The sequence below is a fragment of the Kineosporiaceae bacterium genome, from assembly GCA_016713225.1.
Taxonomy (GTDB): Bacteria; Actinomycetota; Actinomycetes; order Actinomycetales; family Kineosporiaceae; genus JADJPO01.
In genome coordinates this window covers 364,323-385,902 of the sequence record JADJPO010000001.1, presented here as the reverse complement: position 1 = coordinate 385,902, position 21,580 = coordinate 364,323, and the positions used below count along the sequence as shown (strand labels likewise).

General features: G+C 69.7%; 17 protein-coding genes and 1 pseudogene. 9 read left to right on the top strand and 9 right to left on the bottom strand.

Annotated features, from left to right (window positions below; translation table 11 throughout):
- Positions 1–16: 16 nt before the first annotated feature.
- Together IPK24_01720 and IPK24_01715 are read right to left on the bottom strand one after the other, a co-directional pair.
- Complete coding sequence (locus IPK24_01720) at positions 17–352, bottom strand: hypothetical protein (GenBank protein ID MBK8074291.1); 336 nt, start codon at positions 350–352, stop codon at positions 17–19.
- Entirely contained in the window at positions 349–1,356 is a 1,008-nt protein-coding gene (locus IPK24_01715) for a molybdopterin-dependent oxidoreductase (protein ID MBK8074290.1), read from the bottom strand. Before IPK24_01715 ends, IPK24_01720 begins: the two co-directional genes overlap by 4 nt.
- Positions 1,357–1,618: 262 nt before the next feature.
- On the opposite strand from IPK24_01715, the gene IPK24_01710 reads away from it, so the two are divergent.
- Positions 1,619–3,019: a DUF2029 domain-containing protein gene (locus tag IPK24_01710; protein ID MBK8074289.1), complete on the top strand. Its 1,401-nt coding sequence runs from the start codon at positions 1,619–1,621 to the stop codon at positions 3,017–3,019.
- On the opposite strand, the gene pntB is transcribed toward IPK24_01710, so the two are convergent.
- From pntB to IPK24_01695, 3 genes are all read right to left on the bottom strand, one after another.
- Positions 3,009–4,487, bottom strand: coding sequence for a Re/Si-specific NAD(P)(+) transhydrogenase subunit beta (pntB, locus tag IPK24_01705; GenBank protein ID MBK8074288.1), 1,479 nt, complete (start codon positions 4,485–4,487; stop codon positions 3,009–3,011). The genes IPK24_01710 and pntB overlap by 11 nt on opposite strands.
- Positions 4,488–4,490: 3 nt before the next feature.
- Positions 4,491–6,017 carry a Re/Si-specific NAD(P)(+) transhydrogenase subunit alpha gene (locus IPK24_01700; protein MBK8074287.1) on the bottom strand — a complete coding sequence of 509 codons (1,527 nt, stop codon included), beginning with the start codon at positions 6,015–6,017 and terminating at the stop codon, positions 4,491–4,493.
- Positions 6,018–6,318: 301 nt separating this feature from the next.
- Positions 6,319–7,038, bottom strand: a complete 720-nt coding sequence (locus tag IPK24_01695; GenBank protein MBK8074286.1) for a peroxiredoxin — start codon at positions 7,036–7,038, stop codon at positions 6,319–6,321.
- A 158-nt stretch (positions 7,039–7,196) separates the two neighbouring features.
- Between IPK24_01695 and IPK24_01690 the strand changes: the two are divergent.
- The 5 genes and pseudogenes from IPK24_01690 (at position 7,197) to IPK24_01670 (ending at position 14,459) form a co-directional block, all read left to right on the top strand.
- A pseudogene (locus IPK24_01690) lies at positions 7,197–7,886 on the top strand (hypothetical protein).
- A 511-nt stretch (positions 7,887–8,397) separates the two neighbouring features.
- Positions 8,398–10,374: a bifunctional diguanylate cyclase/phosphodiesterase gene (locus IPK24_01685; GenBank protein ID MBK8074285.1), complete on the top strand. Its 1,977-nt coding sequence runs from the start codon at positions 8,398–8,400 to the stop codon at positions 10,372–10,374.
- Positions 10,371–11,534: a diguanylate cyclase gene (locus IPK24_01680; GenBank protein ID MBK8074284.1), complete on the top strand. Its 1,164-nt coding sequence runs from the start codon at positions 10,371–10,373 to the stop codon at positions 11,532–11,534. The genes IPK24_01685 and IPK24_01680 overlap by 4 nt, the downstream gene beginning before the upstream one ends.
- A 46-nt stretch (positions 11,535–11,580) precedes the next feature.
- Positions 11,581–12,972: an adenylosuccinate lyase gene (gene purB, locus IPK24_01675; GenBank protein ID MBK8074283.1), complete on the top strand. Its 1,392-nt coding sequence runs from the start codon at positions 11,581–11,583 to the stop codon at positions 12,970–12,972.
- A gap of 107 nt (positions 12,973–13,079) precedes the next feature.
- Positions 13,080–14,459, top strand: a complete 1,380-nt coding sequence (locus IPK24_01670) for an AAA family ATPase (protein ID MBK8074282.1) — start codon at positions 13,080–13,082, stop codon at positions 14,457–14,459.
- A 29-nt stretch (positions 14,460–14,488) separates the two neighbouring features.
- On the opposite strand, the gene IPK24_01665 is transcribed toward IPK24_01670, so the two are convergent.
- The gene (locus IPK24_01665) at positions 14,489–15,391 is read right to left on the bottom strand and encodes a DMT family transporter (protein ID MBK8074281.1); all 903 of its coding nucleotides are present in this window, start codon (positions 15,389–15,391) and stop codon (positions 14,489–14,491) included.
- Positions 15,392–15,457: 66 nt separating this feature from the next.
- Complete coding sequence (locus tag IPK24_01660; protein MBK8074280.1) at positions 15,458–16,204, bottom strand: phosphatase PAP2 family protein; 747 nt, start codon at positions 16,202–16,204, stop codon at positions 15,458–15,460.
- A 266-nt stretch (positions 16,205–16,470) separates the two neighbouring features.
- Here IPK24_01660 and cysK point away from each other — a divergent pair, with 266 nt between their 5' ends.
- From cysK to IPK24_01645, 3 genes are read left to right on the top strand one after another with little or no spacing between them, the layout of a single operon-like run.
- Positions 16,471–18,333: a cysteine synthase A gene (cysK, locus tag IPK24_01655; protein ID MBK8074279.1), complete on the top strand. Its 1,863-nt coding sequence runs from the start codon at positions 16,471–16,473 to the stop codon at positions 18,331–18,333.
- Between the two features lie 43 nt (positions 18,334–18,376).
- On the top strand, positions 18,377–19,114 hold the full coding sequence (gene cysE / locus IPK24_01650; GenBank protein MBK8074278.1) for a serine O-acetyltransferase: 738 nt from the start codon (positions 18,377–18,379) through the stop codon (positions 19,112–19,114).
- Positions 19,111–20,271, top strand: a complete 1,161-nt coding sequence (locus IPK24_01645) for a glutamate--cysteine ligase (GenBank protein MBK8074277.1) — start codon at positions 19,111–19,113, stop codon at positions 20,269–20,271. Before cysE ends, IPK24_01645 begins: the two co-directional genes overlap by 4 nt.
- Positions 20,272–20,329: 58 nt before the next feature.
- Here the strand turns inward: IPK24_01645 and IPK24_01640 are convergent, their stop codons facing one another.
- Together IPK24_01640 and IPK24_01635 are read right to left on the bottom strand one after the other, a co-directional pair.
- A complete protein-coding gene (locus IPK24_01640; protein MBK8074276.1) occupies positions 20,330–20,932 on the bottom strand; it encodes a hypothetical protein in 603 nt (200 codons plus the stop codon).
- Between the two features lie 35 nt (positions 20,933–20,967).
- Positions 20,968–21,552 carry a hypothetical protein gene (locus tag IPK24_01635; GenBank protein MBK8074275.1) on the bottom strand — a complete coding sequence of 195 codons (585 nt, stop codon included), beginning with the start codon at positions 21,550–21,552 and terminating at the stop codon, positions 20,968–20,970.
- Between the last annotated feature and the right edge of the window lie 28 nt (positions 21,553–21,580).

Sequence of the window (21,580 nt, the reverse complement as noted above, 5' to 3'; positions counted from 1 at the left end):
TCCCCGACGGGCGTGGTCACGGACGCAGCAACGGCGGCGCGGCCAGCAGGGCCAGACTCACCGACACCAACAGCGCGATGCCGAGTGCCCGCCGCCACCTCCGGTCCGGAATCCGGGCCACTGCCACACCCACCAGCAGTGCCAGCGGCGCCAGCACCGCATCGTGGGCCAGCAATCCGCCGGCGAGCCACACTGCAGCAGCCACGGGATGAGTGGCACTCGGTGCGCTGATCACCAGTTGCCAGAGGCCGGCGCCGATGAGCAGGACGCCGACACTCACCAGCGCCCACCGGCCTGGTCCCGGCGCCTCGGCCTCCGCCGGGGCGGGTTCTCGATCGCGGTCGGCGCTCACGCCGGCTCGATCCGACTGAGCCACTTGGTCTGCTGCACCCCGGGGCGATTGGGCCCGATCAGCCGCAGCGGGTAGCCGTGATCCAGGTCCAACGGTTGTCCGTTCAGGCGTAACGCCAACAGGGTCAACGGGTCCCATGCCTGGGCCGGGTTGAGCGGTGAGGTGGCATAGAGCCAGTTCTGCTCCAGCGAGACCGCCCGCAGGTGGACCCCGGTCGGCACGCCGGCCAGTTCCAGCACGGTGCGCAGCGGGATGCCCGTCCACTCGGCGTCCGCGCTCCAGCCCTCGACACAGGCCATGGGCAGCCGGGCGGTCACCTGGGGCAGCGCCGCCAGCTCGGCCAGCGACAACTCCAGGGTGCGCGCACCGACCACGCGCAGCCGCCACGCGGGATCGGTTGCCCGAGAGGCGATCCCCGCCACCGCGGCGGTCCGGTTCACGGCCAGACCCTGGGGTCCGTCCAGCGGATCGCGGGGAGCGAGCAGCGAGATTCCCCGCAGCCAGGTCACGCTCTGACCCACCGTGGCCAGGCTCACCGCGGCGACGGCGGTCAGTGACCCGACCAGCAGCGCTCGGCGGTCGGCGTCCGGCACCGGGTCGACCTGGCGCGGCTCCGCGGGCCGAGGTGAGCGCAGCAGGGGGGCCTTGAAGGCGAGGTGGGCCGCAAGCGAGCCCATCACGATCAAGGCGACCGCATAGTGCACCCGGGGGAAGAAGAAGGGCCACGGGTACCACCGCGCCACGTTCAGCAGGCCGCTGACCAGTTCGAACACGGTGCCGGCGACCAGCGGTACCAGGAGCAGGCGCTCGAGGCCATGGCTCGCCGAACGCACCGGCGGCCACGTGAACAGTCGTCGGTAGACCACCCACAGCTTGGCCAACAGCAGCGGGACGGCGGCGATCCCTGATGCCACGTGAAGGCCCTGTGTGAACCGATACCCCCACACCGGGCGACTCGGCAGCTCGAGCCACCCGATCGGATGCTGGTGCAGGTGGCTGATCATGCCGGTGACGAAGGCCGTGCCGATCGCCACGCCCAGCAGGCGTCCCACGGTCAGAGCGCTGCGGGTGTCGTGGGCGCCGGGCGGGAACGGCTCGTCCAGCGGGTGCACCACGTCGGTGCGGACCTGGCGCACCGCCGAGGCGAGGCGATCGGGAAGGGACACATCACGACGCTAACCGCGGGCCTCGAGACCAGGGCTTACGAAAGCCTGACGTCGCCCGGGAACGCTGGCGACGACCGGCTCCGCCCACCACAGTGAGGTGGTGCGCCTCCGTCCTCGCCAGGCCCTGATGCCGGCCGTGAGTGGCCTTCTGCTGTCGGGGGTGGCGGTCCGGCTGACCGTTCTGGCCGGTGATGCCGGCAGCGGCCGATGGCGATTGGCCGGCTCGATCGGGCTCGCCTGGGTCGCGTTCGCCCTGGGCGCCTGGGGCGTGCGCCGGCTGACGGGACGGACGGCGACGGCCCTGATCGTGGGGGGCGGCATCGCCCTGCAGGTCATCGCCCTGAGCTCGCCGCCGCGCCTGACCGACGACTTCTTCCGCTACGCCTGGGATGGCCGGGTGCAGGCGGCCGGCATCTCGCCGTATCGCTTCACCCCCACCGACGATGCCCTCGCCGACCTACGCACCCCATGGCTGTTCCCCACCGAGTGCGCCGACCGGACGCCGGTGTGCACCAGGCTGAACCACCCGACCTCACCCACGATCTACCCGCCGGTGGCCCAGGCCGAGTTCACTGCGGTGCACCTGCTGACCCGCCCGCTGGGACCCGACGGCGGCCGGGAACGCACCTGGCAACTCCTGGCGGCCGCCCTCGCGACGGCCACCACGCTGGCGCTGATCCGGCTGCTGCGGCGCCGGGGGGATCCACGGCAGGCGGTGCTGTGGGCGTGGTGCCCGACGGTGGTGCTCGAGACCGGCGGCAACGCCCACGTCGACGTCCTGGCCTCGCTGCTCGTCGTGCTCGCCCTGACCGCGGTGACCGACGGTCGGCGAGTGCGCGGCGGCGTGCTGATCGGACTGGCCATCGCCACCAAACTGCTGCCGGTGTTGCTGCTGGTCCCCTTGGCTGCGGCACGATCAGCGGACACCGGAATGCGGCCGATGGCGATCCTGCGGCGTCGTCTGCGCGCCCCGGGCACCGTGGTGATCGTGGCCCTGACCACTCTCGCGGCGACCTACCTGCCTCACCTGGTCACGGTCGGCACTCGGGTGCTGGGGTTCCTGCCCGGCTATCTGCCCGAGGAAGGGTTCGACGGCCGGACCCGCTTTCCCTTGCTGCATCCGGTCTTTCCCGGGCCGAGCTCCGTCGTGGCCGGCGTCCTGGCCCTGGTCGCGATCGCGGGCTGGGTGCTGGTGCGGTCGACCCCGGACCGGCCCTGGACCGGGGCGATGATCCTCGTCGGGCTCGCCTTCGCCCTGGTCGGTATCAGCTACCCCTGGTATGCCCTGCTGCTCGTCCCGCTGGTGGCGCTGGACGGGCGCGCACCCTGGCTGGCCCTCGCGGCAGCCGCCTACCCGGCCTACCTGGCGCCGTCCCTGGGATGGTCGGTCAGCGTCACGGCAGCGATCACCTACGGCATCGCCCTGGCCTGGTTGGCCTGGTCCTCCCGGTTCTCTCGGTCCTCGCGGTCCTCGAGTCGTCCGGCCGCGATCAGGCGCTGAGGTGCCGGACGATGTCCTCGACGCGCACCTTGGCGTCGCCGAACAGCATCTGGCTGTTCTCCTTGAAGAACAACGGGTTCTGGACGCCGGCGTAGCCGGTGGCCATCGACCGCTTGAACACGATGACGTCGCGTGCCTTCCACACCTCGAGCACCGGCATGCCCGCGATCGGGCTGCCCGGCTCCTCCAGCGCGGCCGGGTTGACGGTGTCGTTGGCGCCGATCACCAGCACCACGTCGGTGTCGTCGAAGTCGTCGTTGATCTCGTCCATCTCGAGCACGATGTCGTAGGGCACCTTGGCCTCGGCCAGCAGCACGTTCATGTGCCCGGGCAGGCGACCGGCGACGGGGTGGATGCCGAACCGGACGGTGATGCCCTTGGCGCGCAGCTTCGAGGTCAGCTCGGCCACGGGGTACTGGGCCTGTGCCACCGCCATGCCGTAGCCGGGGGTGATCACGACCGTCCGCGCCGCCAACAACATCTCGGCCGCACCCTCGGCGTTGATCTCGCGGTGCTCACCGTAGTCACGAGCCTCACCGGTCACCGCGCCGTCCGAACCGAACCCACCGGCGATGACCGAGATGAACGAGCGGTTCATGGCCTGGCACATGATGTAGCTCAGGATCGCACCGGAGGACCCGACCAACGAGCCGGTGATGATCAGCAGGTCGTTGTTCAGCATGAACCCGGCTGCCGCGGCCGCCCAGCCCGAGTAGCTGTTCAGCATCGAGACCACCACGGGCATGTCGCCGCCGCCGATCGCGGCCACCAGGTGGAAGCCGAGGAACAGCGCCAGCACGGTCATGATCCCCAGCGGGATGAGCCCTCGCGGCAGGTCACCGACCGAGTGGTCGTTCATGAACCAGATCATCAGGGCGACCGAACCGAGGATGATCCCCAGGTTCAGCACGTGACGGCCGGGCAGGGCCAACGGCGAGGACTTCATCCGCGCACTCAGCTTGGCCCAGGCCACGATCGAACCGGTGAAGGTCACCGCACCGATGAACACCCCGAGGAACACCTCGACGGAGTGGATGTAGGCCATAGCGTCGGTCGCGGCGTGGTCGGCCTCGAGGTAGGAGTTGTACCCCACCAGCACGGCCGCGATACCGACGAAGCTGTGCAGCATGGCCACCAGTTGCGGCATACCGGTCATCTCGACCGTCCTGGCCCGCCACGACCCGATGGCCAGACCGATGAGCATCGGGACGGCGATCAGGGTGATGGTCACGGCCGTCGGACGCTGACTGTCCCGCAACGCCAGGGCGATGGTGGCCACCAGGGCGAGGCCCATGCCCGTCATGCCGAGCGCATTGCCGCGCTCGGCGGTCTCGTGCTTGGACAGTCCACCCAGGGCGAGCACGAACAACACCCCGGCGATGATGTAGGCGGCCGTCACCAGTCCGGTGAGCTTGCCGTCGGACGCGGCCGCCTCGGCGGCGAGCTGTGCGGTGGTCAGGATGGCCATGACTCAGTCCTTCCTGAACATCTGCAGCATGCGGGAGGTCACCAGGAAGCCACCGAAGATGTTGATGCTGGCCACCAGGACGGCGATCACGGCGAGGACGGTGATCGCGAGGTTGTCGCTACCCACCTGCAGCAGACCGCCGACCAGGATGATGCCCGAGATCGCGTTGGTCTCGGACATCAGCGGGGTGTGCAATGCGTGGGCCACGTTCGAGATGACGTAGAACCCGACGAAGACCGCCAGCGCGAAGACCGTGAAGTGACCGAGGAAGGCCGTCGGCGAGAACGTGGCCAGGACGGCGAACAGCAGCGCGGCGAGCGCACCACCGACGACCTTGCGGCGCGGATCCGGTGGTGGTGCAGGCTCTTTGGCCACCACCGCGGCCACAGCGGCAGCGGGTGCCGCCGACACCTGAACCGGTGGTGGCGGCCACAGGCTGGTGCCGTTGTGCACCACGGTCAGGCCGCGGACGACGACGTCGTCCAGGTCGAGCGTCAGCTCGCCGTTCTTCTCCGGCGTCAGCAGCTTGAACAGATTGACGATGTTGGTGCCGTACAGCTGTGAGGTCTGCGCCGGCAGCCGGCTGGCCAGGTCGGCGTAGCCGAGGATCGTGACCTGGTTGTCGGTGACCACCTTCTGGTCGGTCACGGTCAGGTCGCAGTTGCCCCCGTTGGCGGCGGCCATGTCGACGATCACCGATCCGTGGTCCATCTTGGCCACCGTCTCGGCCCGGATCAGCTTGGGCGCCGGGCGCCCGGGGATCAGCGCCGTGGTGATGACGATGTCGGCCTTGGCGGCCTCCTCGTCGTACATCACGGCGGTGAGCCGCTCCTGGTCGGCGGTCATCTCCTTGGCGTAGCCGTCGGCGCTGACCTCTTGTTCCATGTCGATGGTGACGAACTGGGCGCCCATCGACTCGACCTGCTCGGCCACCTCGGGGCGGACGTCGAAGGCCCGCACGATGGCACCCATCGACCCGGCGGCACCGATCGCGGCCAGACCGGCCACCCCGGCACCGACCACGAACACGCGGGCCGGGGGCACCTTGCCGGCCGCGGTGACCTGGCCGGTGAACTGGCGGTGGAACTCGTGGGCGGCCTCGATCACGGCGCGATAGCCGGCCACGTTGGCCATCGACGAGAGCACGTCCATCGACTGCGCGCGCGAGATGCGCGGGACGGCGTCCATCGCCAGGCCGGTGACGCCGCGGGCCTGCAGGGCGGCCAGCAACTCGGGGCTGCGTCCTGGTGCCATCAACGAGACCACCGTGGCGCCGGGGCGCAGCCGCGCGATCTCGGCGTCCGTCGGGGCATTGACCTTGATCACGATGTCGCTGGACCACACCTGCTCAGCAGTGCCGATCCCGATACCGGCATCGGTGTAGGCGGCATCGTGCTGATCGGCCAGGTTGCCGGCACCGGCCTCGACGACCACCTCGTAGCCCAGGGCCACGAGTTGGGCGGCGGTCTTCGCTGTCGCGGCGACCAGCGTCTCCCCCGGGCGTGATTCACGTGGTACACCGATACGCACGGTTACCTCCAACGGAATGACCGGACGGCCTGCGATGACCCTGGCGGACTAGGCATACCGGTCACAACCGTCAGACGCCAGTACCCGGACGGGTCGGCCACATCCATCGCCGAGCGGGGTCGGCGGCGAGCCATCGGGTGAGGTCAGCCATTGTCCGTGGGACCGCTCACCGCGTGTGTGGGCGACCCTCACGCGCTGAACATACCCGCCGCTCCGGTCATGCTCCGCGGCGCGCTCAGGTGACCAACGCCACGAAGACCGCGTCTGCCTGGCATTGACACATCCACCAGGCAGACCCGGCTCAGGACTGGAGTCGCTGCGTGATGACCGACTCAGGCAGTTCCTTGGTGCAGAAGAACCAGTCCACGCACTCCACGCCCTCCTCGACACCCTCCATGCGGTCCTTGGCGGTACCGCACGATCCGGCCGGGGGGACGATGACCCGCTCGCCCGGACGCCAGTCGGCCGGAGTCGCAACCTCGAAGGCGTCGGCTACCTGGAGTGCGATGGCCACGCGCAACAGTTCGTCGAAGTTGCGGCCCAGGCTGAGCGGGTAGTAGATGATCGCCCGAACCACCCCGTGCGGGTCGATGAAGAAGACCGCCCGAACAGCCTTCGTGGTGTCCTCGCCCGGCATGATCATTCCGTACTTGGTGGCAACCTCCATCGACACGTCGTCGATCAGCGGGAAGGTCACCTCGACGTCCTTCATGTCCCGGAAGGTGATCTTCTCCTTGATGGTGCGCAGCCAGGCGATGTGGCTGTAGAGGCCGTCGACCGACAAGCCCACGAGTTCGGTGTTGTGACGCCGGAAGTCCTCCTGCATGGTGGCGAAGGTCATGAACTCACTGGTGCACACCGGGGTGAAGTCGGCCGGGTGCGAAAAGAGGATCACCCATTTGCCCGCGTAGTCCTGCGGGAAGCTCACCTGACCCTGAGTGGTCTGGGCCACGAAGGCGGGTGCTGCATCGCCGATGCGGGGCATCGATGCGACAGGGGACGGAACGGAGACGACGGACATCGAACTCACCTTTCGACGGGATGTATACCCAGGGGGGTATGTTCGACCCTACTCTTCAATCTGGAATCATTCAAGATTTCAGGGCACTGTCGGGTGGCCCACCCCGGCCGGGCAGCGGGCACGACGTGGCCCCCAGGAGGCCGTGACGGCATGGGCGGGTGAGCTCGCCGCAGACCCCTGACGCCCGTGACGCCCAGCTACCCCCGGATGCTCCGCTCGGCCCCCTCGACGGCCGCTATCGCGCCAGCGTCGCCCCCCTCGCCGAGCACCTGTCCGAGGCGGCACTCAACCGGGCACGGGTGCAGGTCGAGGTCGAGTGGCTGATCCACCTGGCGACCACGGGCGCCATACCGGGCATGCGCCCGCTCAGCGCCGCCGAGCAGGCCCGGCTGCGCGACGTCGTCCGGGGCTTCGACGGTGCGGCGGTCACCGAACTTGCCGAAATCGAGCGCGGGGCTGCACGACGTCAAGGCGGTGGAGTACCTCAAGCGCCGCACCGACGGCACCTCGCTGGCCGACGTGGCCGAGCACATCCACCTGTTCTGCACCAGCGAGGACATCAACAACCTGGCCTACGCCGCACGCATGGGCAACCGGCCACTCCGACCACCCTCGGCAAGGAGCTGGCGGTGCTGGCCCACCGGCTGCGCCGGCAACTGCGCCGGATCGAGTCCGCCGAATACCTGGGCAAGATCAACGGCGCCACCGGCACGTTCGCGCGCGTCGTGGGTGCCCCGGCCACCGACTGGCCGGCTTCCTGCGAGTTCGGGGGCGAACACCCGGGCGGGTGTGCCGGGCGATGCGCACATGCTGCAGGCACTCACTACACCCTCGCAGTAGTGGGTTGAAACGTCCCCTTTGCCGTTCCTGCGGGCTACGCTTTCCAGGATCTGCCGTACGCCGAACAGCGACGTGCTCGAGCCGATGTCTTGTGTCAGCGGTGAGGCCGTCCGATGAGGGTGGTGTGTCAGTCACTTCGCATGCCGTGGTGCACTCCAAGACGATGGTTGCCCGGCGATGGCCGTACGCCGCACTCATCGGACTCGGTGCGCTGACCGCTGCGGCTTTCGTGAGCCAACCGCAGGGGGTCGGCGGACTGGCCTTTGGCGTGTTCGGCACGACGTGCACGATCGCGATGGCGATCGGCCCGGTGTTGCGACGCGCGCAACCGCGCAGGGCGTGGCGCTACCAAACCGCATCCGCAGTGTGCTTCCTGGGTGCGACCCTCGTCGGAGCGGGCGCGATCCCCACCTCAGCCGGGGTCCTCGCACAGCGCGACGTGTGGATGGTCGTCGCCTATCTGACGCTCATCACCTGCTACGTCCGACTCTTGCTCGCCCATCCGGGGCAGGGCGGACCATGCTGCTGGACGGCGGCATCATCAGCGGTGGGGTCTTCCTCGCCTTCTGGAGTGGACTGTTGGCCTCCGGCCTTCGAGGCGCGGAACTGCGCGCCTCCTACGGCGGGGTGGGAAGTGCGGCCGCGTCGGCCTTCTTCGCCTCCTGCGACGGGCTGATGTTGATGATCACCTTCCGGTTGGCCTACGCGGTCGGGCGTCAGGTCCCGGCCGTCACGGCGCTCCTGGTTGCCGCTGGAGGACGCTTCATCACCACCACGGCCTTCGCCGCGGCCGACCACTTCGACAGCACCTCCCTGGTGGCGGTATTGGATGTCGCCATCGTCGCGACGATCACCGCGATGGTCATTGCCACCACGCACCCGTCTTCGGTCGATCTGCCCGGTCAGGCGCGACCCACAACCGAACGAAGCCCAGGCCGACGATCGATGCTCCTCCTGCTCCTCGTGGTCCCCGCCGGGGCCGCGATCGGCTTCCCGGTGAGCGGGCGATACGACGCCCTGGTCCGGATCGTCGTCCTCGCGCTCATCCTGATGCTGGTCTACCTGCGCCTGGCCACGGCTGACGACGAACGCGACCTGGCCGACGCCAGCGCGCTGCACCGCACCCGCCACGACACCTTGACCGAGCTGCCCAACCGGACCGCCTTCCTCGCGGACACCGCGAAGACGCTCGAGGCCGCGGACCGGGACGGCGGACTGTGGACCCTCCTGCTCCTCGACCTGGACCGGTTCAAGCACGTCAACGACACCTGGGGACACTCGGCAGGGGACGAGCTGATCCGAGCCCTCGGCGAGCGCCTCTGTCGACTGGTGCGCGCCGAGGACATCGTCTACCGGATCGGGGGGGACGAATTCGTGATCCTCGCCCAGCTCCCCCTGGGCGATCAGCTCTCTGTGATCGCCCAGCGGGTGCTGAGCGAGATCGCCCAGCCCGTGACCCTCGGCTCCGGGCAGGTGTTCAACGTCACCGCCTCGATCGGCGTCTCGCAGGCGGAATCGCCCGCGGCGACCTCGGCTGAGGAACTCCTCCGGGATGCCGACATCGCCCTGTTCACGGCCAAGGACCGAGGCCGGGCGACCTGGACCCTGTTCGACACCTCGCTGCGCGACCGCGTGACCGATCGGGTTCGGCTCGCCGAGGATCTGAACGAGGCGGTTCCCGGCGGGCAGATCGTCGCGTTCTATCAACCGATCCGGGGCGCAGCGGGGTTCGACACGCTGACCGGGTTCGAGGCCCTGGCCCGCTGGCACCACCCCCAACGCGGACTGCTGTGCCCGACGCAGTTCATCCCGCTGGCGGAGGACTCCGGACGCATCGTCGAGGTTGGTGAGGCGATCCTTCGCCAAGCCTGCCGAGACGTCGCCCGGTGGCGACGCATGAGCGGAGCGGAGCTGCATGTCTCGGTCAATGTCTCAGCCGTTCAGATCGCGCGCTCCGACGTCGCCGCAGCGGTCGCGGCAGCCCTCCAGGACGAGGGCCTACCCCCGTGCGCCCTGTGGATCGAGATCACCGAGTCGCTGCTCATGCAGGACAAAGCCCTGGCCCTGCGCACCATCGAGAGCCTGTCCGCGGTCGGCGTGAAGATCTGTATCGACGACTTCGGCACCGGGTACAGCTCCCTCGGCTATCTGAAGGACTTCCCGGTCGATGTGGTCAAGGTCGATCGGGCGTTCGTGGCGGCGCTGACCGACGACCGGCGTGCGATCACTCTGACCGGCGCGATCATCGACATGGTGCACGCCCTGGGCCTCGACGGGGTGGTGGCCGAGGGTGTCGAGCGTCAGGACCAAGCCGACATCCTGACGAGCCTCGGCTGCACCTGGGGGCAGGGCTTCCTCTGGGGCCGGCCGATACCGGCCGATCGCACTGACGCTCTCCTGGCGGAGGAAGCACTGCCACGCCTGGTCCCCTCGGACGTGCCGCCGGCTGATACCAGGCAGACCCTGACCAGCGGAATAGCGAGGCACCTCCCGTGACCTTCTCGCTCCACGCTCGCAGGGCTGCCGGCAGCACGGCGCCCGATCCCCCCGGGCAGGCTGTCGAACCGGTCGCACTCGGTCGGGTGGGCGCGTGGGTCAGCCGGCTGAGCCGGTCACCCGGCGAGGGCGGCCTCGACCTCACCGACGACCCGGCCGTACGTCGTCGCGCCGCCATCCTGATCACCTGGCTGACCCTGTTCGGCCTGCAGATCACGGTTGCCTCACAGCTGCGCGGGTCGAGCACATGGCCGATGGCGGGCGGCGTGACGCTCGGGCTGGGCCAGGTTCTGGTCATCGTCGTGGCTCTCACCCGCCGGAACCGGCTGAGCGACACCGGCCTCCTGCTCCTGAACCTCGGTGCGGTGGCGACGATGATCCCCACGCTGGTGTCCACCACACCGGTCGGCTCGCTGCGCAGCGCGGAGCTGGTCCTGCTGGCCCCCCTGATCATCGGTTGTGTGTTCTGCCGACCTCGCTGGCACACCGCGGTGATCGCCATCGGATGCACCGTCGGTGCCCAGCTGATCAGTGCGAAGCGGCTCGCCGGACAACCCGATCTCGTCGAGGAGATCCTGGGCGAGCTGGTGGTGTTCTGCCTGATCGCGCTCGTCGTCCGATCGCTGCGCGAGTCGGCGCGCGCCGCCTTGGTCCAGTCGCGCCGTGGCGAACTGACCGATCCACTGACCGATTTGCCCAATCGCCGCGGTTTCGAACGCACTGGCTCCGACCTCGTGCGGCGATGCACCCGCCAGAACGAGATGGTCGCCGTGATGGTGCTGGACCTGGACCACTTCAAGCGGGTGAACGACGAGCAGGGCCACGCCGCCGGGGACGAGGTCCTACGCCGAATGGCGGAACTGCTGCGCTCGGGTGTGCGGGCGGGCAACCTCGTGGCGCGACTCGGCGGCGAGGAGTTCGCCGTTCTCGCCCAGGTCCAACCGGGCGAGGGGCGCCTGCTCGCCGAACGCCTCCGTGAGCTGATCCAGGATCAGCTCACGCCCATCACCGTGAGCATCGGCGTGATCGAGACGGTGCCGACGCAGGCCACCGCGACAACCTCCGAGGCCGAGGCACTCTGGCATGCGGTGGCGAGGGCCGACGCGGGCCTCTACGCCTCCAAGCACGCCGGACGCAACCGCGTCACGATGGTGACCTGAGCACCACGACCGGCGCGGACACACCGCGGCCGGGCCCCATGACACGATGGCGGACGTGAACCAGGCTCCTCGTGACCCGCTCCCCCACGCCCCGCTCGGCCCCCTCGACGGCCGCTATCGCGCCAGCGTCGCCCCCCTCGCCGAGCACCTGTCCGAGGCGGCACTCAACCGGGCACGGGTGCAGGTCGAGGTCGAGTGGCTGATCCACCTGGCGACCACGGGCGCCGTACCGGGCATGCGCCCGCTCAGCGCCGCCGAGCAGGCCCGGCTGCGCGACGTCGTCCGGGGCTTCGACGGTGCGGCGGTCACCGAACTGGCCGAGATCGAGCGCGAGACGCTGCACGACGTCAAGGCGGTGGAGTACTACCTCAAGCGCCGCACCGACGGCACCTCGCTGGCCGACGTGGCCGAGCACATCCACCTGTTCTGCACCAGCGAGGACATCAACAACCTGGCCTACGCGCTGATGGTGCGCGGCGCCGTCCGGGACGTCTGGTTGCCGGCGGCGAGCGCGCTGGTCGACCAGATCGCGACGATGGCGGTCGAGCACCGGGACGCCGCGATGCTGGCGCGCACGCATGGGCAACCGGCCACTCCGACCACCCTCGGCAAGGAGCTGGCGGTGCTGGCCCACCGGCTGCGCCGGCAACTGCGCCGGATCGAGTCCGCCGAATACCTGGGCAAGATCAACGGCGCCACCGGCACGTTCGCAGCGCACGTCGTGGGTGCCCCGGCCACCGACTGGCCGGCTTCCTCACGCGGGTTCGTCGAAGGGCTCGGGCTGACCTGGAACCCGCTGACCACCCAGATCGAGAGCCACGACTGGCAGGCCGAGCTGTATGCCGATGTGGCACGGTTCAACCGGATGCTGCACAACCTCGCGACCGACGTCTGGAGCTACATCTCGCTGGGCTACTTCGCGCAGGTGCGGGGGCAGGGCACCGTTGGTTCGTCCACGATGCCGCACAAGGTGAACCCGATCCGGTTCGAGAACGCCGAGGCGAACCTCGAGGTGTCGTGCGCCCTGCTCGACGTGCTGGGGACGACGCTGGTCACCTCGCGGCTGCAGCGTGACCTGACCGACTCGTCGATGCAACGCAACATCGGCACGGCGTTCGGTCACTCGCTGCTGGCGATCGACAACGTGAAGCGTGGCCTGGCCGGTCTCGATGTGGACGGCGCCGCGCTGGCGCGCGATCTGGACGCCACCTGGGAGGTGCTCGGCGAGGCGGTGCAGTCGGTGATGCGGGTCGAGGGGCTGGACCAGCCCTACGAACGGCTCAAGGAACTGACCCGCGGACGGCGCGTGGACGCCGCGGTGATGCGTGAGTTCGTGCTCGGACTGGGCCTGCCGGACGCCGCCCGCGACCGCCTGCTGGCCCTGACGCCCGCCACGTACACCGGTCTGGCGTCGTCCCTGGTCGATCATCTCGGCTGAAGATCACCACTTTCCAGGGGATTCCCCCTACAGCGGGGACATCCCTGGACTGCGACGTAACAGTACAAACAGTTTGTACTACACAGTGTTTGTAGTACGTTTTGGATGTGCACCTCATTGGCCGAACGCGAGAGCTCGCCGAGTTGGACGGCGCTTGGGACCGGGCCGTGTCGGGGCAGCCGGAGCTGGCCGTCATCTGGGGCCGACGGCGCGTGGGCAAGACCTACTTGTTGAACCACTTCGCAGACGGCAAGCGCGCTGTGTACTTCACCGCTACCCGGCAGGACTCGGACGATCGCCAACTCCAGCGGTTCGCTCAGAGCCTTCACGAACAATTGGGCGACGAGGTCCGCGATCTGGCACCGAGCGGTTTCCCGGATTGGGAGGCAGCGCTGCGGTTCGTCGTGCGCTTGGCCGAGTCCTCGCCCCTGCTCCTCGTCCTGGATGAGGCACCGCGGTTGTCGGGATCGCGCTCGGACTTCGCGGACACGGTGTCCGCCGTCTGGGAGAACCGGGTCAGAGATCAGAAGCTGCTGATCGTTCTGTCCGGATCGGCCGTCGCGGTGATGGAGCAGATGATCGGCCCGCACGGTGGTCTTCACCGGCGTGCGGGGCTGGAGCTCCGAATGGACCCGTTCTCGCTGATGGAGGCACGGGCGTTTCAACCGAACGTGGATCCGGCGAGCTTCCTCCAGGCCTATGCCGCGTGCGGGGGTTACCCACTGCACCTACGCCGCTGGTCCGGCGAGCGAACGGTCGAACAGAACCTGCAGGAACTCGCCTTCACTCCCGGAGGGCTGCTCGTGCGCGATGCCCCGGACATCCTCTCGGAGGATCTCGACTGGCGGGGAGGGTACGAGCGGGTTCTCGGTGCCATGGCCGGTGGCGCCAGGCGCCGCTCGCGCATTGCCGCCCGAGCACAGCAGCGCATCGACTACACCCTGGACCGCCTCCGTCGAGCGGGTTACGTCCAGGTCAGTCGGTCCATCGGCGAGGGCGGGTCGCCGGACCCGTTGTACGAGATCGCTGACACCTACCTGGCCTACTGGTTCACCATCCTGCGCGACGATGCCGATCTGATCGAAGGAGGGCAGGGCAGAGCCGTGCAGGCCCGGACGGCGGGACGCTGGCAGACGCACCTGGCTCGGGTCTTCGAGGCCTCGGCGCGCGATCACACCCAACGCATGGTCATTGCCGGGGACCTACCGTCTGACGCCATCGTCGGGCGCTGGTGGCGTGACGAGACCGCCGAGATCGACGTCCTGGCGATCAGCGTGGACGGACCGGCTCTGATCGGCGAATGCCGATGGCAGGCGAAGCCCCTCGACGAACGCGACGTGATCGCCTTGCGCCGCAAGGCGGTTCACCTACCGCCGGCTTCTGCGGCACCGATCTACGCCTTCTGGTCTCGCGGCCTCCCCGACGAGGCGCTGGCAGCCCACCCGGACGTTCGCACCTTCACCCCCGCCGACATCCTCGGTGAGTAGCGGCCCCTCGACCGCGTGCCAGTCGATGATCACGGTGCCGACGCGCGCGGCGTCAGGGACAGCACGGCGACAGCGGTGAGCACGAGCAACGCCCCCGTCCCGCTGGTCAGCGTGATGGGCTCGGCGAGCAGTACGGCCGCGAGCACCACCGCCGTGGCCGGTTCGAGCAGGGTGAGCACCATCGCCACGCCGCCTGGCGTCGTCCGCAGGCCCAGGTAGAACAGCATGTACGCGATCACGGTGGTGACCAGGCCGAGGTAGAGCAGACCGCCGACCACCGGGACGGTGAGGGGCACCGCCGCCCCCATCGCCAGGGCAGGGCCGAGCAGCAGCACCATGCCGATCGCCGTCGTCCCGGCGGTCAGCGCCTGCGGCGACAACCGGCCGGACAGTCGTCGTGAGATCAGGGTCGACCCGGCGTAGAGCAGCCCCGAGGCCACCGCGAGCACGATGCCGCGCGTCGGGTGCGGCGCCACGACATCCGTGGTGTGCGACAGCGAGACCAGGGCCAGCCCGGTCAGCGCGCAGATCAGGACGGCCACCGTGCGCGGGGTGGGCCACTGCCGGGCCCGAGCGCTCTCGGCCGAGACGGCGGCCACCGGCGCCAGGCCCAAGGTGACCAGGGTGGCCACCGCCACCCCGACGTCCGCGACGGCGTAGAAGTAGGTGAGCTGGAAGCCGATCGAGGCGGTCGAGACCACCAGCAACCTGGCCCCGCGATCGGCGCGGCCGAACTCGGCGCGCAACGACCGGACGCCGTCCGCACCCACGATCAGCGCGAGGGCGCCGGTGGCGATCACCAACCGCCAGAACAGGATCACCGCCGAGTCGAGGTCCGCGTGATCCTGCAACAACCGGACCGAGATGCCGATCGTCGCCCAGAGCATGCCCGTCACCGAGATCGCGACGATCCCCCGCCGGGCGCTGCTCATCGGCGCACTGTAGTCGCGAATCCCCCACCCCACCCCTCGGTGGGGGGGGGGCGTCATCACCGAGGGTCAGGCGGCGTCGACGGCCTTCGGGTGGTGGCCGGTACGCAGCAGCCAGACCCGGTGACCGGTGATCACGATGGCGAGCCAGGCCAGGCCGAGCGCCCAGGCCACCAGCACATCGGTGAGCCAGTGGTGGCCGAGGAACACCCGGGACAGCCCCATTGCCGCGGCGTAGCCACCCGCGAACACCAGCAGGGCCAGACGCATCCACCGAGTGCTGCATCGCTCGATGAGCAGGTAGGCCACCACACCGGCGACCACGAGGGTGTTGAGCGTGTGCCCGCTCGGGAAGGAGAAGGACGACTCCAGCGGGGGGACGGCGAGCTCCGCCGGCGGGCGGACCCGGCCTACCACGGCCTTGCCCACCACGGTCATCAACACTGACCCCAAGGTGGCCAGCGCCATGAGCACGAGGGGCGTCCAGCGCCGCCAGGCGACGGCGATGGCAGCAGCAGACACCGCCGCGATCACCGGCGAGTACGTCGAGCCACCCAGGTCGGTGAACGTCGTGACCGCATCGTCCAGCCCCGGGTTCCGGTGGGCGACGGCGAACTCCAGCACCGGTTGATCCAGCCCGGCGACCCCCTCCGACTCGGTGACCGCGTCGTAGATGGACGCCGCGGCGGCCGTCATGCCGAGCGCCAGGGCGAGCAGGGCGGCCAGGGTCAGCGCGATGGCCGGATGCCGCCCGACGAAGCGCTGCAGTTCGGCGACCCGAGCGGCCACGAGACGGCTGATGGGGGCGGTGGGCACCACTCCATGGTGACCCAGCAGAGATGCCGGCGCATCCTTCTTGTTTGTCAAACCCTGTAGGTCTGATCGAGAATTTGCCGCTGCGCTCCCGCCCGACGCGATGCTCTGGTTTACTGCTCCCGTGCAGTCGGACAACCGGAGCAGCCGCGACCTGTGGGTCGAGGGCAGCATGCTCGCGCGTCCGATCAGCTGTCTCTGTTGTCGCTAGGGGTTACCGTCCCGCGGCTCGACGCCGCCACCCGTGCGACCAGAACAGGACCCTGTCGATGTCCCCCAGCACTGCATCCACGGTCGTCGTCGTGCACGCCCACCCCGACGACGAGGCCATCTTCACCGGACTGTTGCTGCAGCGCCTGGCAGCCCGAGGCAACCGGGTCGTCCTGGTCACCGCCACCGGCGGCGAACTCGGCGAGCCGTGCACCGGCGGCGACAGCGCGTCGTCCCTGGGCGCCGTCCGGGTGCGCGAACTGGAGCGGGCCTGCGAGCTGCTCGGTGTGGCTCGGCTGGTGCTGCTCGGACGGCGCGACTCCGGTCTCCCCGGGACGGCGGCCAACCGGCACCCGGACGCGCTGCTCCGGTGCCGGCCGGACGCCCTGTCGGCGACCGTGGCCGACCTGGCCATCGCCGAGGGCGCGGCAGCGATCGTGCACGACGACGCCACCGGCATCTACGGGCACCCGGACCACGTCACCACGCATCGGATCGGCTCGGCCGCCGCCGCGCTGGCACGAGTCTCCGGATACGAGGTCACCGTCGATCGGGACCTGCTCGACGGCACCGACCATGTGATCACCCGTGCCGTCGCTTCACTCGGCGGTACGACCTTCGGTGCTCCCGCCGAGCAGATCGGTTTGGCATTGCACGGATCGGCCCGCGAGATCGCCGGTAAGCGGGCCGCCATGGCCGCCCATGCCAGCCAGATCGACGCGGCGGAACTGTCCGGGCCGGGATTCGCCCGGCTCTACGGTCACGAGTGGCTGACCCGCACCCGAGGCCCGGCCGTCCTCGAGTCACTCGCGACGGCACCCCGGCCGATCGCGTCGTCGGCGGTGATCCCCCACCAGTCGGGGTTGTCACGGCCGACCCCGTTCGCTCCACCACCAGTCCCGCGACCAGCCCGTCAACCAGCCCGTCAACCCGGCCCACGGGCCGTCCCACCCGGAGGTTCACGCATGTCCATCCCTGAGTCCGCCAGCCCCCGCATCGCCGATGACGTCACCCAGCTCATCGGCAACACCCCACTGGTCCGGATCAACCGGATCACCGACGGTGCCGCCGGCGAGGTGCTCGCGAAACTGGAGTTCTTCAACCCCGCGCACAGCGTCAAGGACCGCATCGGCGTCGCCATGCTGGACGCCGCGCACGAGGCCGGTCTGATCGGGCCGGACACCGTCATCGTCGAGCCGACCAGCGGCAACACCGGCATCGCCCTGGCCATGGTCGCCGCCGCCCGCGGACTGAAGATCGTGCTGACCATGCCCGAGACCATGAGCAAGGAGCGGCGCCAGGTGTTGCGCGCCTACGGTGCCGAGCTCATCCTCACCCCCGGCCCCGAGGGCATGGGCGGGGCGATCGCCAAGGCCGAGGAGCTGGCCAAGTCCGACCCGAAGTACTTCATCCCGCAGCAGTTCGCCAACCCGGCGAACCCGCAGATCCACCGGGTCACCACCGCCGAGGAGATCTGGCGCGACACCGCCGGCGGCGTCGACATCGTGGTGTCGGGCATCGGCACCGGCGGCACCATCACCGGGGTCGGGCAGGTGCTCAAGGAGCGCAAGCCATCGGTGCAGATCGTCGCCGTCGAGCCGGCCGCCTCGCCGGTGCTGTCCGGTGGCGCCAAGGGGCCGCACCCGATCCAGGGCATCGGCGCCGGCTTCGTGCCGCAGGTGCTCGACACCGCGGTCTACGACGAGATCATCCAGGTGGCCAACGACGACGCCTTCACCACGGCTCGCCGCGCCGCCGCAGAAGAGGGCCTGCTGGTCGGCATCTCCTCCGGCGCCGCGTTGTGGGCGGCGCGCCAGGTGGCCTCGCGGCCCGAGAACGCCGGCAAGCAGATCGTCGTGATCATCCCGTCGTTCGGCGAGCGCTACTTGAGCACCGCGCTGTTCGCCGACCTAGCCGACTGACCTCGCCGACCGAGACCCAGACCACGACGGAGAGGGCGAGCCGATGTTCCGACGCATCCGACAGGACGTCCGCGCGGTGCTGGAACGGGACCCGGCCGCCCGCTCCGCGTGGGAGGTGGCGCTGTTCTACCCGGGGCTGCACGCGCTGTGGGCGCACCGGGTGAGCAGCACGCTGTGGCGACGCCGTCGCTACACCGCGGCCCGCGGCCTGTCGCAAGCGGTCCGCTGGGCCACCGGGATCGAGATCCACCCCGGCGCCCGCCTCGGCGAGGGGGTGTTCATCGATCACGGGGCCGGCGTGGTGATCGGTGAGACCGCCGAGGTCGGCGACGAGGTGACGATCTACCACGGGGTCACCCTGGGCGGCAGCAGCCTCGAACCGGGCAAGCGTCACCCCACCATCGGCAATCGAGTGACGATCGGTGCCGGGGCGAAGATCCTGGGCAACCTGACCGTCGGCCACGACTCCCGGATCGGCGCCAACGCCGTCCTGGTCCGCTCGGTGGCGGACAACTCGGTCGTGGTCGGCGTCCCGGGTCAGGTCATCTCCCGCTCTCGCAAGCGGACGCCGTCCGATCGCCCCGACCTCGATCACAGCAACACGCCCGACCCGGTGGGCGCGACGGTACGCGAGCTGCTCGATCGGGTCGCAGCGCTCGAGGCGCGCCTGTCCGCCGGGCCGGGCGAGCGGATCGAGGCGATCGCCCGCCGCGAACCCTCGGCGGACGCCGTCCGCATGGTCGACGTCGGACTCTGGCAGCCCGGTGACTACTCGATATGACGAACAGTCCCGAGCGGGTGAGCTTCCGTCCGTCGGCGGCGACGACGATCGGCGTCGAGTGGGAACTGGCTCTGGCCGATCCCGACACCGGTGACCTGGTCTCGGTCGCCGATCAGATCCTGGACGCCGTCAGGCCGGCCGGTTCGGCGCGTCATCCACGCATCCACCAGGAACTGCTGCTCAACACGGTCGAGCTGGTGACCGGGGTGTGTGCCACGGTGCCGGAGGCTCGGGCCGACCTGGCCGCCTCGCTCGCCGAGGTGCGCACGGCGACCGACCCGATGAACGTCGAGCTGTTCTCGGCCGGATCGCACCCGTTCGCCAGCTGGCAGGACCAGCGGGTCGCAGACGGCGAACGCTATGCGACCCTGATCGATCGCACCCAGTGGTGGGGCCGCCAGATGATGATCTACGGCGTGCACGTCCACGTCGGGATCACCCGCCCGGAACGCGTGTTGCCGATCCTCAACGCGCTGCTCACGTATTTCCCTCACCTGCAAGCACTCTCGGCATCCTCGCCGTATTGGGGCGGGATCGACACCGGGTATGCCAGCAACCGGGCGCTGATGTTCCAGCAGTTGCCCACCGCAGGGCTCCCGTTTCAGTTCGACACCTGGGCGCAGTTCGAGTCCTATCTCGACGACATGTTCGTCACGGGCGTCATCGAGCAGTACAAGGACGTCCGCTGGGACATCCGGCCGTCCCCGGAGATCGGAACCCTCGAGGTCCGCATCTGCGACGGCCTGCCGACCCTGGCGGAGGTATCGGCGATCGCTGCCCTGATCCATTGCCTGGTGGTCGATCTCGACGCCCGGCTGGACGCCGGTGAATGCCTGCCCACGTTGCCGCCCTGGCACGTGCAGGAGAACAAGTGGCGTTCGGCGCGGTACGGCCTGGACGCCATCGTGATCCTCGATGCGGCCAACCGCGAACGACTGGTCACCGAGGACCTGGCCGAGCTGCTGGAACGGCTCGCGCCGACCGGTCGGCGGTTGGGCTGCGAGCCGGAGCTGGCCTCGGTGTGGCAGATCGTCGAGCGCGGCGCCAGTTATGCCAGGCAGCGACAGGTCGCCGCCGCGCACGACGGCGACCTGCGCGCCGTCGTCCGCAGCCTGGTCGCCGAGTTGCGCCACGAGCCGGTGCAGCCGATCGACTGACGGGGGCAGGCGAGGCGACGACACGCACCGCGAGCCGGTCGAGGCGGTGTGATCCAGCTCAGGACGGCGTGAGCACCCGCAGGGCGCGGGTCCGGGCGACGATGATCCCGGCGGTCAGGGCATTGATCACCCCGAAGTACACCGGGTAGAGCAGCAGCGTGAGCCCGGCCGGCCCCTCGGCCAGGGCGGCCAGAACGCCCGACGCCCCGGCGAGCGCGAAGGTCGAGAGCGTCTCCGAACCGGGGTCACGCCAGGTCTTGGGCAGCATCATCAGCGCCCCGGCGAGGTCCGCCACCACGACACAGACCACGGCGACCAGGGGCTCGTCCGAGACCTGCCAGCCCAGGATGCCGACGATGGCCACACCGATCAGTGTCTGGTCGATCCGGGCCAGTCCACCGACCCCCCGCCGAATCGACAACGCGAACACCATCGTCATGCTCACCGCCTGGATCCCGACCATCACCAGGCTCCAGCCGCCCCCGCCGCCCCACTGGGAGAAGAAGGCGACGATGCCCAGCACGCTCCACACGCACCAGGTGCCGCGGTGCGGCCGGGTGCTCCCGCGCAGCACGTCACGCACATAGGGCACGGGATCGATCAGGGACAACAGCCCGGCGGCCAGCCCGAGGCCGACCGCCCAGCTGAGTTCGCTGGTCACCTCACCGCCCGGTCAGCAGACCGGTCCCGGCCGGCTCAGTACCGCACCTCGGTGTGGAGGCACCCGGCCCAGTGATCCTGATCCCAGTAGCCACCCGTCACGCAGGTGTTGTCCCCGTCGCCGCCGTCCAGGGTGTTGACCGGCACGGTCTCACCGACCGCGGCATCGACGCCCACCAGGTCGTACCCGTACAGCATGTCGTTCCCCTTGGTGCCGTAGAGCGTGTCGGCACCTTGGTCGCCGTAGATCCTGTCGTCGTCCTCGTTGCCGAAGAGGACGTCGTCGCCGTCGTTACCCTCCAGGCAGTCGCGCCCGAGCCCGCCGAAGACCAGGTCGTGACCCGCCCCGGCGAGGATCACGTCGTTGCCGCCGAGCCCGGCGATCACATCGGGGCCGCCGAGCCCGACGATCAGGTCGTCGCCGGCGGTTCCGGTGAGCACCTCGCCGGCCGCCGTCCCCCTGATCACGTTCAACGGCAGGATGCCGACCACCGCTCCCCCACCGGGGTCCAGGCAGCCGACGGTCGGCGAGACGGGAGCGGCCGCCGCCGGGGCGGCCAGGGCGGGGATTCCCGCCAACAACAGCGAGATCGCCGCCAGGGAGATGCTTCGGGCCTTCATCGACTGCTCCTCGGGTGAGTGTGGTGTG